We start from the raw sequence: 12,971 nt of genomic DNA on the forward strand, positions 1-12,971 counted from the left end.
CTTGTGGGGTGTCGGGCTTGCGTCGGCCGGGGCGGACGAGGTGGGGAGGCCGGCACGAGGCCGGCCTCCCGGGTGTCGCTGGGATTTACTCCGAGAACGCCGACGGCGACTCGACCTTGATCGAACCGTCGATGATGCCGGCCTTGATCTTGTCGAGCTCGCCCTGCAGGCCGGAGTCGACCTTCGAGGCGAAGTCGTGGAACGGGGCGATGCCGACGCCGTTGTTCTTCAGCGTGCCGACGTACTGCGAGTTGTCGAACTTGCTGCCGGAGGCGGCCTGCTGCACGATCGTCGAGACGGTCGGCTTGATGTTCTTCATGATCGAGGTGAGGAACAGGCTGTTGTAGCCGTTCTGGTCGGTCAGGAAGACGTCGGCGTCGTTACCGATCAGGGCGACGTTCTTGCCGCCGTCCTTGATCGCCGAGGCGGCGCCCTGGTAGATCGGGCCGCCGATCGGGGCGAGCACGTCGGCGTTCTGGCCGAGCATGGTCTGCGCGATCGTCTTGGACGTGTTCAGGTCGACGAAGCTGTTGACGAACTGGCCGTCCTGCGATGCGACGTCCCAGCCGATGACCTTCTTGGTGGCGCCCTTCTGCTGGTTGTAGTACTTCACGCCGTCCGAGATGCCGTCCATGAAGATGGTGACCGACGGCAGCTTCTGGCCGCCGTAGGTTCCGATCACGCCGGTCTTCGAGTAGCTCGCCGAGGCGTAGCCCGCCAGGAAGCCGGCCTCGTCGGTGTTGAACACCACGGGCTTCACGTTGGCGGCCTTGATGCTGTTGTCGTCGACCATCACGAAGTTGACCTTCGGGTTCTCCGCGGAGGCCTGCTTGACGGGCGCGACGAGGTTGAAGCCGGAGGCGACGATGATGTTGCAGCCCTGCTGGATCAGGCTCTTGATGTTCGGAAGGTAGTCGTTGGCGCTCTTCGACTGGACCTGCTTGTAGCTGCTGCCGATCTTCTTGGCGGCCTCCTGGACGCCCTCCAGACCGAGCTGGTTGAACGAGCGGTCGTTGAAGCCGCCCTGGTCGGAGACGATGCAGGGCAGGTACTTCGAGTTCGCGGCGGTGCTGGTCGAGCTGGGCGCCGAACCGCAGGCTGCGAGCAGCGCGACGACGCCGGCTGCGACAACGCCGGTGAGGGCGGCCTTACGGGCTGTGATTGTCAAGGTTTTGTCCTCCAAGATGCAGTGCCCGCTCGGGTGCGCGCGGGCAGGATATGCAGTGCACGTTACCGAATATGACGAACCGCACTGTGGTCGAATCCGGCTTCTTCATGCAAGCGTTACAAATGCGCGGCTGTTTGGCACCTGCTCATTTGAGCAAACTTCTCTGTGCCGGAAACGGTCGGCCCTCTTAAGGGAGCAGACTGCCCGCTACATCCACCCGCGCTTCTTGAACACCACGTACAGCAGCGTGCTCAACCCCACCATCGCGAGCACCGCCAGCGGGTAGCCGAGCGGCCATGCCAGCTCCGGCATGTTGTGGAAGTTCATCCCGTAGATGCCCGCGATCAGGGTCGGCGCGAAGAGGATGGCCGCCCAGGAGGAGATCTTCTTGACCTCCTCGCCCTGCCGGTGGGTGGAGTGCGCCAGCCGGGTCATCTCCTCGTTCTGGCGCTCGGCGACGAGCGTCGAGTTCACCGTCAGGATGTCGCGCAGCAGATAGCGGAAGCCGTCCACCCGCTCGTTGACCTGGGTGAGGTGATCGGCCACGTCGCGCAGGCGCCGCTCCAGCTCCTCGGTGACGCCGTACTTCGCCGAGCCACGTTCCAGGGCGACCATCACCGACGAGAGCGGGTGCGTGGCCCGCTGGAAGTCGATGACCTCCCGCGACAGTTCGTAGATGCGCCGGGAGACCAGCGCGTCGCCGCCGAACACCTGCGTCTCGATCTCGTCGATGTCGTTGGCGAGCCCCGCGACGACCGGGCTGTAGGCGTCCACGACCGCGTCGATGATCGCGTAGAGGATGGCCTGCGGGCCGAGCGCGAGCAGCTCGCGCTCCCGCTCCATCCGGTGCCGCACCGTCGACAGGTCGGGCGACTCGCTGTGGCGCACCGTGATGACGAAGTTCGGTCCGACGAAGAGGTGCAGCTCGCCGAAGTCGACCTCTTCCGGCGCGTCCAGGTAGTTGGCCGCTTTCAGCACCACGAACAGCACGGAGTCGTAGCGTTCCAGCTTGGGCCGCTGATGGGCCACGATCGCGTCCTCGATCGCCAACGGGTGGAGGCTGAACTCCTCCGCCAGCGACATGAGCTCCTGCTCGGTCGGGCGGTAGAGCCCGATCCAGGCGACGCCGCCCGGGGTGTCGTCCAGCGCGCGGTAGGTCTCGGCCAGGGTGTGCGGGGAGGCGACGCGCACGCCGTCGGCGTAGATCGCGCTGTCCACCATGCTGGAACGGGCGGCGCGCTGCGGCTCGGTGAGGACGGGCTCAGGCGAACTGGGAGGATCGACCCGCCGGGCTCGGGACACGAAGGGCATCGGGATGCCGCGTCGGTTCAGGTTCGCCAAGGTTCACCTCCTGGTGCGCGGAAGATCGAGGTGGCCCGCAACGCCCGGCGACCCGGGCGGCAGCGCCACCTAACTGTACGCGCGCAGCGTGCCGGTGCGCTGGACCCCGCCGCGGCGGACGTCTGTGCAGGAGTCGAGGATGACCTGCTCATAGTGCCCGACGAGCTCGGCGCAGAGGACGTCCCAGCCTCGGCCGAGCACGCGACGGCGTCCGGCCTCCCCCATCCGCAGGCGCAGCGGCGCGTCGGCGGCGAGCATGGAGACGGCGGCGCGCAGCCCGCGGTCGTCGGCCGGAGGGAAGAGGAGCCCGTCGACGCCGTGCTCGACGAGGTCGATGGGTCCGCCCGCGCGCGGGGCGATCACCGGGAGGCCGGAGGCGTGCGCCTCCTGGACCGTCTGCCCGAACGTCTCCTCGGACCCGGTGTGCACGAACACGTCGAAGCCCGCGTAGGCCGCGGCGAGGTCGGCTCCCCCGAGCCGGCCGAGCCAGGTGGTCGGGACGCCGTGCAGCTCCCGCTCGACGGCCTCGCGAGCCGGCCCGTCCCCGACGATCGCGACCGAGACCCTCGGCAGCCCGCGCAGGACGCGCAACCGCTCGACCTGCTTCTCCGGCGCGATCCGGCCGACGTAGCCGACGACGACCTCGCCGTCGGGCGAGAGCCGCTCGCGGAGGGCGGCCGCCGCGGCGGTGCGCCGGTTGTTGGGGTGGTACCGCTCCAGGTCGACGCCGCGTCCCCAGCGGGCGAGGCGGCGGACCCCGGCCTCCCGGAGGTCGTACTCGCTGGCCGACGAGGGAACGAGGGTCACATCGGCGCCCTCATGAACCCAGCGCACGTACTTCCAGGCGATGGCGGCGGTCATCCCGAGCCCGTTGCGGCGGGCGAACCCGGCGACGTCGGTCTGGTAGACGGCGACGGAGGGCACGCCGACCCGGTTGGCGGCGGCGATGGCCTGCGCGCCCAGAAAGAAGGGAGAGGCGGCATGCAGCACGTCGGGCTCGAACCTGGCGAGGATCCGCTGCACCTGCGGGCTCGGCAGCCCCACCGGGAACTGCCGGTACGCGATGGAGGGCACCTGGTGGATGCGGTACCCCGCATACTCCTCCGGCGCCCCCGCCTCCGGACAGATCACGATCGCTTCGTGGCCCTCCGCGGCCAGATGATCGAGCACCCGGAGGACGCTGGTGGTCACCCCGTTCACAGTGGGGAGGAAGCTCTCGCTGACGACGGCGACGCGCATGACCTCAGTGTCTCGTCGGGGTGTGTCCCTGCTGTGAACGGGAGGTGACCAGCACCGCTCGGTATCCTTTCGTCATGACTTCTCCTGGCGCGCTCGACCGGTTCTACAGCATCATCCCGGCGGGCGGGATCGGCTCCCGGCTGTGGCCGCTGTCGCGGGCGGACGCCCCCAAGTTCCTGCACGACCTGACCGGGTCGGGGCAGACGCTGCTGCGGAACACCTGGGACCGGCTGGCCCCCATCTCCGGGGAGCAGCGGATCATGGTCGTCACCGGCCGCGCCCACCGGGCCGCCGTCGAGGCGCAGCTTCCGGCGCTGGCCGACGCCAACGTGGTGCTCGAGTCCGAGCCGCGCGACTCCACCGCCGCGATCGGGCTGGCCGCGGCCATCCTGCAGCGGCGCGAGCCCGGCGTCATCATCGGGTCGTTCGCCGCCGATCACGTCATCCGCAACACGCGGCTGTTCGCGTCCACCGTGAAAGAGGCCGTCGCCGCCGCCGACGCCGGCTACATCACCACCATCGGGATCAAGCCGACCGAGCCCGCCGTCGGGTTCGGCTACATCCGCTGCGGCGGCGAGCTGACGGTGACCGGCGCCCCGAGCGCGCTCGCGGTCCGGGCGTTCGTGGAGAAGCCGGACCTGCCGACCGCCGAGAGCTACCTCGACAGCGGTTCCTACCTGTGGAACGCGGGCATGTTCATCGCACGCGCCGACCTGCTCCTGGAGGAGATCGGCCGAAACAAGCCCGAGCTCTTGGCCGGGCTGCTCGAGCTCGCGGAGGCCTGGGACGACCCGGCCACCCGCGGCCCCGCGGTCGACCGGATCTGGCCGAGCCTGGAGAAGATCGCGATCGACTACTCGGTGGCCGAGCCCGCGGCGGCCGCGGGGAGACTCGCTGTCATCCCCGGCTACTTCGACTGGGACGACGTGGGCGACTTCGCCTCGCTCTCCAAGCTGAACTCCGGCGGGCGCACCACGGACCTGGCCATCCTCGGCGAGAACGCCCGGGTGCTCGCCGACGCCTCCAGCGGCATCGTCGTCAGCCAGACCAAGCGGGTCATCAGCCTGATCGGCGTGAAGGACATCGTGATCGTCGACACGCCCGACGCGCTGCTGGTCACGACGACCGACAACGCTCAGCGGGTGAAGTCGGTGGTGGACGCGCTGAAAGTCACCGGCTCGACCGACGTGCTCTGAGCCGCAGCGCCTCAGCGCCGATCCCCCATTTATCTCGACGTCGAGATAACCAAGGGCACCCTAAGCAGCGCGGAGCGGCCCCGCGGCATAGACTTGGCCCGCGCTTCGTGCGCGTTCTTTCAGCGATCGCAACCAGGGAGGGTTGTTCGTGCCAGACCAAGCGGCAGGGACCCTGCAACCGACGAAGTCGAGGCCGGGCGGCACGCTGTACCGCGGCCGTGAGGGCATGTGGTCGTGGGTGCTTCACCGCATCACCGGCGTCGCCATCTTCTTCTTCCTTCTCGTCCACATCCTCGACACCTCGCTCATCCGGGTCAGCCCGGAGGCGTACAACGCGGTGATCGGCACCTACAAGAACCCGATCATGGGGTTCGGTGAGATGGCGCTCGTCGCAGCGATCATCTTCCACGCCTTCAACGGCATCCGGATCATCCTGATCGACTTCTGGAGCAAGGGCGTCAAGTACCAGAAGGTCATGTTCTGGATCGTGATCGTGCTCTGGGTGATCCTCATGGCCGGCTTCGTGCCGACCCAGCTCATCCACATCTTCTCGGAGGTGAACTGACGTGACGACCATCGAGGCTCCGCGCACGCCGGCCCGCCCGGCCCGCAAGGGCGTCAACTGGGAGAAGTGGGGCTGGATCTACATGCGGCTCTCCGGCCTCCTGCTGGTGATCCTCATCTTCGGCCACCTGCTGATCAACCTCGTCCTCGGCGACGGCGTCAAGCAGATCGACTTCGCGTTCGTCGCGGGCAAGTACGCCACCCCGTTCTGGCAGGTCTGGGACCTCCTCATGCTGTGGCTCGCCCTCATCCACGGCGGCAACGGCATGCGCACCCTGATCAACGACTACGCGCACAACGTGATGGTCAACCGCATCCTCAAGTGGGCGGTCCTCGCGGCTGTCGTCGTTCTGATCGTGCTCGGCACGCTGGTGATCTTCACCTTCGACCCGTGCCCGGCGGGAGCCCACGCGGCCGACCTGCCTTCGTTCTGCCCGGCCAAGTGACTGATTGACGGAAAACAAACGCTGTGACAACTGAAACCACCGAATCCACCGTCATCGACGGCGTCCACTACCACGAGTTCGACATCGTCATCGTCGGCGCAGGCGGCGCCGGCATGCGCGCCGCGATCGAGGCCGGCCCGCACGCGAAGACCGCGGTGATCTCGAAGCTCTACCCCACCCGCTCCCACACCGGCGCGGCGCAGGGCGGCATGGCCGCGGCGCTCGCCAACGTGGAGGAGGACAGCTGGGAGTGGCACACCTTCGACACCGTCAAGGGCGGCGACTACCTGGTCGACCAGGACGCGGCGGAGATCCTCGCCAAGGAGGCCATCGACGCGGTCATCGACCTCGAGAACATGGGCCTGCCGTTCAACCGCACGCCCGAGGGCAAGATCGACCAGCGGCGCTTCGGCGGCCACACCCGCGACCACGGCAAGGCTCCGGTCCGCCGGGCCTGCTACGCGGCCGACCGCACCGGGCACATGATCCTGCAGACTCTGTTCCAGAACTGCGTCAAGCTCGGCATCAACTTCTTCAACGAGTTCTACGTCCTCGACGTGATCATGAACGAGGTCGACGGCGTCGACCAGCCTGCGGGCGTCGTCGCGTACGAGCTGGCCACCGGCGAGCTCCACGTCTTCCACTCCAAGGCGATCGTCTTCGCGACCGGCGGCTTCGGCAAGATCTACAAAACGACCTCCAACGCGCACACCCTCACCGGTGACGGCGTCGGCATCATCTGGCGCAAGAAGCTCCCGCTGGAGGACATGGAGTTCTTCCAGTTCCACCCGACCGGCCTCGCGGGCCTGGGCATCCTCCTCACCGAGGGCGCCCGCGGCGAGGGCGCGATCCTCCGGAACGCGTCCGGCGAGCGGTTCATGGAGCGCTACGCCCCGACCATCAAAGACCTCGCGCCGCGCGACATCGTCGCCCGCTGCATGGTCCAGGAGGTCGCGGAGGGCCGCGGCGCCGGCCCGCACAAGGACTACGTCCTCCTCGACTGCACCCACCTGGGCGCGGAGGTCCTGGAGACCAAGCTCCCCGACATCACCGAGTTCGCCCGCACCTACCTGGGCGTCGACCCGGTCGTGGAGCCGGTGCCGGTCATGCCGACCGCGCACTACGCGATGGGCGGCATCCCGACCAACAACAACGCCGAAGTGCTGCGCGACAACACCACCGTCGTCCCCGGCCTCTACGCCGCCGGCGAGTGCGCCTGCGTGTCCGTGCACGGCTCCAACCGTCTCGGCACCAACTCGCTGCTCGACATCAACGTGTTCGGCAAGCGCGCCGGCAACAACGCGGTGGAGTACGTCAAGACCGCGACCGCCGTGCCGCTGCCGGCTGACCCGGCCAAGGCCGTCCGCGAGATGATCGACGGGCTCCGCAACGGGACCGGCACCGAGCGCATCGCGGCCATCCGCAAGGAGCTGCAGGACGAGATGGACCGGAACGCGCAGGTGTTCCGCACCGACGAGTCGCTGGAGCAGGTCACCGGCACCATCCACCGCCTCCGCGAGCGCTACAAGAACATCGTGGTGCAGGACAAGGGCAAGCGCTTCAACACCGACCTCCTGGAGGCCGTCGAGCTGGGCTTCCTGCTCGATCTCGCCGAGGTCGTCGTTTTCTCCGCCCGCAACCGCAAAGAGTCCCGCGGCGGCCACATGCGCGACGACTTCCCGAAGCGCGACGACGAGAACTACATGAAGCACACGATGGCCTACCTCACCGGCGACCCGCACTCCGCCGACGCGGCAGACCACATCACACTCGACTGGAAGCCCGTCGTCGTGACCCGCTACCAGCCGATGGAGAGGAAGTACTGATGTCCAGCGCCGTGCTCGAGACTCCCCCGGCCCCGGAGGCCCCGGTCCAGTCGTTCACCGTGACGCTCATCATCCGCCGGTTCGACCCGGACGTGGACACCGAGCCGCGCTGGCAGGACTTCGACGTCGAGATGTTCCCGACCGACCGCATCCTGGACGCGCTGCACAAGATCAAGTGGGAGCAGGACGGCTCGCTGACCTTCCGCCGCTCGTGCGCCCACGGCATCTGCGGGTCCGACGCGATGCGCATCAACGGCCGCAACCGGCTCGCCTGCAAGACGCTGATCAAGGACCTGGACATCTCCAAGCCGATCTACGTCGAGGCTATCAAGGGCCTGCCGCTGGAGAAGGACCTCATCGTCGACATGGAGCCGTTCTTCGCCTCCTACCGCGAGGTGCAGCCGTTCCTCGTCGCGAACAGCACTCCCCCGAAGGACAAGGAGCGCATCCAGTCGGTCGCCGACCGCGCGCGCTTCGACGACACCACCAAGTGCATCCTCTGCGCCGCGTGCACGTCGTCCTGCCCGGTGTTCTGGACCGACGGCCAGTACTTCGGCCCGGCCGCGATCGTCAACGCGCACCGCTTCATCTTCGACTCGCGCGACGACAACGCGCAGGTGCGCCTCGACATCCTCAACGACAAGGAAGGCGTCTGGCGCTGCCGCACGACCTTCAACTGCACCGACGCGTGCCCCCGTGGCATCCAGGTGACGCAGGCCATCGCGGAGGTCAAGCAGGCCATCATGCGCGGCAAGGTCTGACGCCGGCCGCAACCGGCAGAGCGATCCGCTCCGACGACGAAGGCGCCCCCGGGAGGCCGGGGGCGCCTTCGTCGTTCGTGGGGCGTCAGCGAACCGCAGAGCGCGACCGCACGAACAGGCGGAGGCGCCCCCGATCTCTCAGGGGCGCCTCCGCGCGTGTCGGGCTACGACGGGGTCAGCCCCAGAGGTCGTCCCAGCCCTCGGGCTTGATGGCGTTCCAGTCGTCAGGCTTCGGCTTCGTCCAGTCGCCCACGATGCACCTGGCGCTTTGAGGGATCTGGGGCGACATCCAGACGACCTCGAAGAACCCGAAGTGGCTGTTGTCGTAGCGCTGGACGACGTCGAACGAGAAGATGCCCTCCGGAGTGACGTCGAGCACCACTCCGTCATCTCCGGCGCCGACGACGTTCCAGCGATCGGTCGCAGTCTGGGCTTTCACCTTCATGTCCGCCGGAAGCTTGGTTCCCTCGGGCACGCGGATCTGTCCGGTAACGGTGTGGAAACCGGTGAAGCCATCGTTCTTGGCCGCGACGGTGTAGTACTGGTCCTCCCACGAGAAGAAGATCCTCGGGCTGCCCTCCGGCAGCGGCGGAGCCTGATTCTTCCTCAGTGTCGTCGCGTCCGGCGCCCACGACGTGGCGGGGTAATTGCTCGAGACCGTCAGCACGCCCTCAGCGGCGCCGGTCCTGAGCGCGGACACAAAGAAGGAGAAGGTGATTCCGTTGTCGGTGTAGACGATGGCGGGCTCGGTCAGCACTCGGAAGCCGTCGGCGCCCTCCACCTGGAGCCGGAAGTTGGCGGGCAGGGTGCCGCCCTCGGCCGGAGTCAGGGTGCCCTCGATGGGGAAGGCGCTGCCCTCTTGTACGAAGTAGATCCTCTGGGGGATGTAGATCACGCCGGTCGAGGTGGCGGCCGAGGCGGCGTGGGCCGGCGATGCGGCGGCGAGGGCGATGGCCGGTGCGGCCCAGGCGGCCGTCTTGGCGACCGTGCGTCGGGAGACGAGGCGTGGCGCCTCGGAGTCGGGTGTGTCGTTCACGAGAAGAAGCCTTTCTTGGGCATGCTGAAATGTTTCACGCTAATCTTACTGGCTAACCGTGCTCAATTGCACATCGTCAGGCAAACTTTGAGGTGAGCGGGCATGCGGTGGAGGCGCCCCGCGCCCAGGGGCGCCTCCGCCGGAAGGATCCTCAGTACGTGTAACGCACGACGAAGCCGATCTTCGACGCGGCGCCGTCCTTTCGGATGATCGAGGTCACGATCCTGGCTTCGGCGACCGAGCCCGTGGGGAAGCCGGACGGGACGGTGGCATACACCGTCTTCGTCTGGGTGTACTGGAATTCACTGCCCCTCGCATCGACACTCGGCATGTACCCGCAGGCGCTGACCGTCGCCCGGCCGGCGAGGGTGCCGTCACCTCTGACCGACGACGAGCCGAGCACGGTGGTGAGGGCCGCGCTCGCGTCCTGAGGCACGCCGTTCACCTCGTAACGGTCGATCGTGACCTCGGTGGAGGTGTCCAGGTCCGTCCACGGCGGCGGGAAGCCTCCCGTGCGGACAGCGGCGGCGAAGGTGTCGTTGTTGAAGTTGTTGTAGTTGGCCGAGGGCGACGGATAGAGGTGGAACCGCAGGTCGAGCCAAGGCTGGTCGATGTTCGCTTTGGGCACCGGGAGGGCGGCGCCCGAGGCGACGGCCATCGGCTCGAACCAGCGAACCGTGTCGTCGAGGTCCGTGCGCGCACTCCGCCGCCACTGCGTGGCGATCGGGACCATGCCGTAGCCGGCCTCGAGGAATCCCGGCTCGAGAACGGTGAGGGTGGTCGTCGCCCCGGTGTAGCCGAGATGCGACGTGCTTTCGACGCTGAGGGTGACGCTCCGCTCCGTCGTGACCTTCGGCGCCAGGATGGTCATCCTGAACGTGCGGCTGTCCGCGAGGACGACCGGGCCCGACGTGACCGTGAACCCGGAGTCGTCGAGGCCGAAGGACGCGACGAGCTTGATGTCAGCGGGAAACGAGCCCGAGATGGGGGCCAGCCAGCCCGTGATCTCCATCTCCGCGCCCGTCGGCACGGCGTACGCCCCGTTGCCGAATCCGATCGTGCCGCGGACGGGGTCGGACGCCGCGTGGGCCGGCGAGGCGGCGGCCAAGGCGATGGCCGGGGCGGCCCAGGCCGCCGTCTTGGCAAGTGTGCGCCTACTTACACCAGGCGATGCGGGGGGGGGGGTAATGCCGTTCACTACGTCAGAAGCCTTTCGGACCATAACTGAAATGTATCCTGCACAATCTAGCACCTGGAGCAAAGAAGTGTCCGTGCTTGGTTCGCACCGCAGCGGCCGCCGCGGACTCGCTATCCTTGCGGCGTGGCCAGGAAGTCGCGACACGGGGAGGGAACGGTGACGGCGCAGCCCGATCCGGCCCTGCAGCGCGCCGAGGGCACGGTCGAGCCGGAGGAGACGCTGAAGGAGCGCATCCTCGACGCCACGGAGCCCCTGAAGGAGCGGCTGGAGAAGCCGGTCGCGCGGGTGTCCCGGTGGGCGAAGTGGGTGCAGGCACTGCGGCCGTACCGGGTCTACATCAACTTCTCGCACTCCGACGGCAACCTGCGGGCCGCCGGGATGGGGTTCCAGTCGCTCTTCGCCGTCTTCGCGGCGGTCTGGCTGGGCTTCTCCGCCACCGGGGTCTGGCTCAGCGGCAACCAGGACATCTACGAGTCCCTGGTCGAGATCATCAACCGGGCGATCCCCGGCCTCATCTCGACGGACACGACGACCGGCATCATCAACTCCGAGCAGCTCGAGTCCGCGACGGCGTTCGGCTGGTCGGGCATCGTCGCGGCGATCAGCCTTCTCTGGACCGCGATCGGCTGGCTGTACTACACCCGCCAGGCCGTGCGCGCGGTGTTCGGGCTGAGCCGCGACACCACGAACTACGTGCTGCAGAAGATCCGCGACCTGTTCCTGGCGCTCGGGTTCGGGCTGGTCCTGATGTTCTCCGCGCTCATCTCCATCATCAGCACGCAGGCCGTGACCTTCTTGATCCATCTCGTCGGGCTCAGTTCGGACACGTTCTGGTCGGACGCGCTCACCCGGTTCTCCGGCCTGCTCATCTCCGTGGTCCTCAACATCTTCACGCTCGGCGCGATGTTCCGGGTGATGGCGCGGGTCGCCATCCCGTGGCGCAACCTCTTCTTCGGGGTGCTCCTGGGCGCCTGCGTGCTGGCCGGGCTGAGCGCGCTCGGCGGCCTGCTGTTGACGGGAGCGACGAAGAATCCGCTGTTGGCGACGTTCGCCGTGTTCGTCGGTCTGCTGATCTGGTTCAACCTGGTCTCGCGGGTCATCCTGCTGTCGGCCTCCTGGATCGCGGTCGGGATGTTCGACAGCGGCATCTCGCCGCGCATGATCACCCCGGAGCAGGCGGCGGCCGAGCGCGCGGCGGCGGAGTACGAGGCGCGGGTGCTTGTAGCGAAGGCCGAGTTGCAGAACGCGAGGGACGAGCTGGCCGGGTCGAGGTTCCTGGCCCGGCTGAGCGCGCAGCGCCGGGTCGAGAAGGCCGAGCACCGGCTCAACGACCTGCTCGACGACAGCGGCGTCGGCGCCCGCCGGTAGGCTGGAGGCATGCCCTCGAAACCCCTGCGCATCGCGACGGTCAACGTCAACGGCATCCGGGCCGCCTACCGCAAGGGCATGGGCGCCTGGCTCGACAGCAGGGACGTCGACATCCTCGCGCTGCAGGAGGTGCGCGCCGCCAGCGAAGACCTGCAGGGTCTCCTCGGCGACGAGTGGGACATCGTGCACGACCCCGCCACCGCCAAGGGCCGCGCGGGCGTCGCGATCGCGAGCCGCCATCCGCGCGCCGAGATCCACCGCGTCGAGCTCGGCGCGCCCGACTTCGACAGCGCGGGCCGCTGGCTGGAGGCCGACTACGAGGTCGGCGGCACCGTCGTCACCGTGGTCAGCGCCTACGTCCACTCCGGCGAGGCCGGCACCGAGAAGCAGGACGCCAAATACGCCTTCCTCGACGCGATGGAGGCCCGTCTCCCCCAGCTCGTGAAGCACAGCGAGTACGCCGTGGTCATGGGCGACCTCAACGTGGGTCACCGGAAGCTCGACATCCGCAACTGGAAGGGCAACGTCAAGAAGGCGGGCTTCCTCCCCGAGGAGCGCGCCTACTTCGACCGCTTCCTCGGCGCGGAGGACGACCCGCGCTACAACGACGGCGCCGGGCTCGGCTGGGTCGACGTCGGCCGCAAGGCGGCAGGCGAGGTCGACGGACCGTACACCTGGTGGTCGTGGCGCGGGCAGGCCTTCGACAACGACACCGGCTGGCGGATCGACTACCAGCTCGCCTCCCCGCGCTGGCGGCGACGGTGAAGAACTACGCGGTGGACCGTGCGGCCGCCTACGACGAGCGATGGTCGGACCACACCCCTGTGG

At 68.1% G+C, this 12,971-nt stretch carries 12 protein-coding genes; 7 read left to right on the top strand and 5 right to left on the bottom strand.

Annotation, left to right across the window (positions count from 1 at the left end):
* Nucleotides 1–85: 85 nt before the first annotated feature.
* From ACR5MH_RS09395 to ACR5MH_RS09405, 3 genes are all read right to left on the bottom strand, one after another.
* Nucleotides 86–1,168 (bottom strand): BMP family lipoprotein, encoded by a 1,083-nt coding sequence (locus ACR5MH_RS09395; RefSeq protein WP_431346988.1) that lies wholly within the window; start codon nt 1,166–1,168, stop codon nt 86–88.
* A gap of 207 nt (nt 1,169–1,375) precedes the next feature.
* Nucleotides 1,376–2,479 (bottom strand): magnesium and cobalt transport protein CorA, encoded by a 1,104-nt coding sequence (locus tag ACR5MH_RS09400; RefSeq protein ID WP_433862630.1) that lies wholly within the window; start codon nt 2,477–2,479, stop codon nt 1,376–1,378.
* A 99-nt stretch (nt 2,480–2,578) separates the two neighbouring features.
* Entirely contained in the window at nt 2,579–3,748 is a 1,170-nt protein-coding gene (locus ACR5MH_RS09405) for a glycosyltransferase family 4 protein (RefSeq protein ID WP_433862527.1), read from the bottom strand.
* Between the two features lie 74 nt (nt 3,749–3,822).
* On the opposite strand from ACR5MH_RS09405, the gene ACR5MH_RS09410 reads away from it, so the two are divergent.
* The 5 genes from ACR5MH_RS09410 (at nt 3,823) to ACR5MH_RS09430 (ending at nt 8,541) form a co-directional block, all read left to right on the top strand.
* Nucleotides 3,823–4,944 (top strand): mannose-1-phosphate guanylyltransferase, encoded by a 1,122-nt coding sequence (locus ACR5MH_RS09410; protein WP_431346990.1) that lies wholly within the window; start codon nt 3,823–3,825, stop codon nt 4,942–4,944.
* Nucleotides 4,945–5,116: 172 nt separating this feature from the next.
* Nucleotides 5,117–5,509, top strand: coding sequence for a succinate dehydrogenase, cytochrome b556 subunit (gene sdhC / locus ACR5MH_RS09415; protein WP_433862631.1), 393 nt, complete (start codon nt 5,117–5,119; stop codon nt 5,507–5,509).
* A gap of 1 nt (nt 5,510) precedes the next feature.
* Nucleotides 5,511–5,954, top strand: coding sequence for a succinate dehydrogenase hydrophobic membrane anchor subunit (locus ACR5MH_RS09420; protein ID WP_431346992.1), 444 nt, complete (start codon nt 5,511–5,513; stop codon nt 5,952–5,954).
* A 53-nt stretch (nt 5,955–6,007) separates the two neighbouring features.
* Nucleotides 6,008–7,780, top strand: a complete 1,773-nt coding sequence (sdhA, locus tag ACR5MH_RS09425) for a succinate dehydrogenase flavoprotein subunit (protein WP_433862632.1) — start codon at nt 6,008–6,010, stop codon at nt 7,778–7,780.
* Nucleotides 7,780–8,541 carry a succinate dehydrogenase iron-sulfur subunit gene (locus ACR5MH_RS09430; RefSeq protein ID WP_370056505.1) on the top strand — a complete coding sequence of 254 codons (762 nt, stop codon included), beginning with the start codon at nt 7,780–7,782 and terminating at the stop codon, nt 8,539–8,541. Before sdhA ends, ACR5MH_RS09430 begins: the two co-directional genes overlap by 1 nt.
* 175 nt (nt 8,542–8,716) lie before the next feature.
* Here the strand turns inward: ACR5MH_RS09430 and ACR5MH_RS09435 are convergent, their stop codons facing one another.
* Both ACR5MH_RS09435 and ACR5MH_RS09440 read right to left on the bottom strand, forming a co-directional pair.
* The gene (locus tag ACR5MH_RS09435) at nt 8,717–9,577 is read right to left on the bottom strand and encodes a hypothetical protein (protein ID WP_431346994.1); all 861 of its coding nucleotides are present in this window, start codon (nt 9,575–9,577) and stop codon (nt 8,717–8,719) included.
* A gap of 151 nt (nt 9,578–9,728) precedes the next feature.
* Nucleotides 9,729–10,685: a hypothetical protein gene (locus ACR5MH_RS09440; RefSeq protein ID WP_431346995.1), complete on the bottom strand. Its 957-nt coding sequence runs from the start codon at nt 10,683–10,685 to the stop codon at nt 9,729–9,731.
* A 246-nt stretch (nt 10,686–10,931) separates the two neighbouring features.
* Here ACR5MH_RS09440 and ACR5MH_RS09445 point away from each other — a divergent pair, with 246 nt between their 5' ends.
* On the top strand, nt 10,932–12,143 hold the full coding sequence (locus ACR5MH_RS09445; protein ID WP_431346996.1) for a YihY/virulence factor BrkB family protein: 1,212 nt from the start codon (nt 10,932–10,934) through the stop codon (nt 12,141–12,143).
* 9 nt (nt 12,144–12,152) lie between these two features.
* On the top strand, nt 12,153–12,908 hold the full coding sequence (locus tag ACR5MH_RS09450; protein ID WP_433862528.1) for an exodeoxyribonuclease III: 756 nt from the start codon (nt 12,153–12,155) through the stop codon (nt 12,906–12,908).
* The last annotated feature ends 63 nt before the right edge of the window (nt 12,909–12,971 follow it).

It is taken from the genome of Streptomyces sp. L7 (assembly GCF_050990935.1).
Taxonomy (GTDB): domain Bacteria; phylum Actinomycetota; class Actinomycetes; order Actinomycetales; family Microbacteriaceae; genus Leifsonia.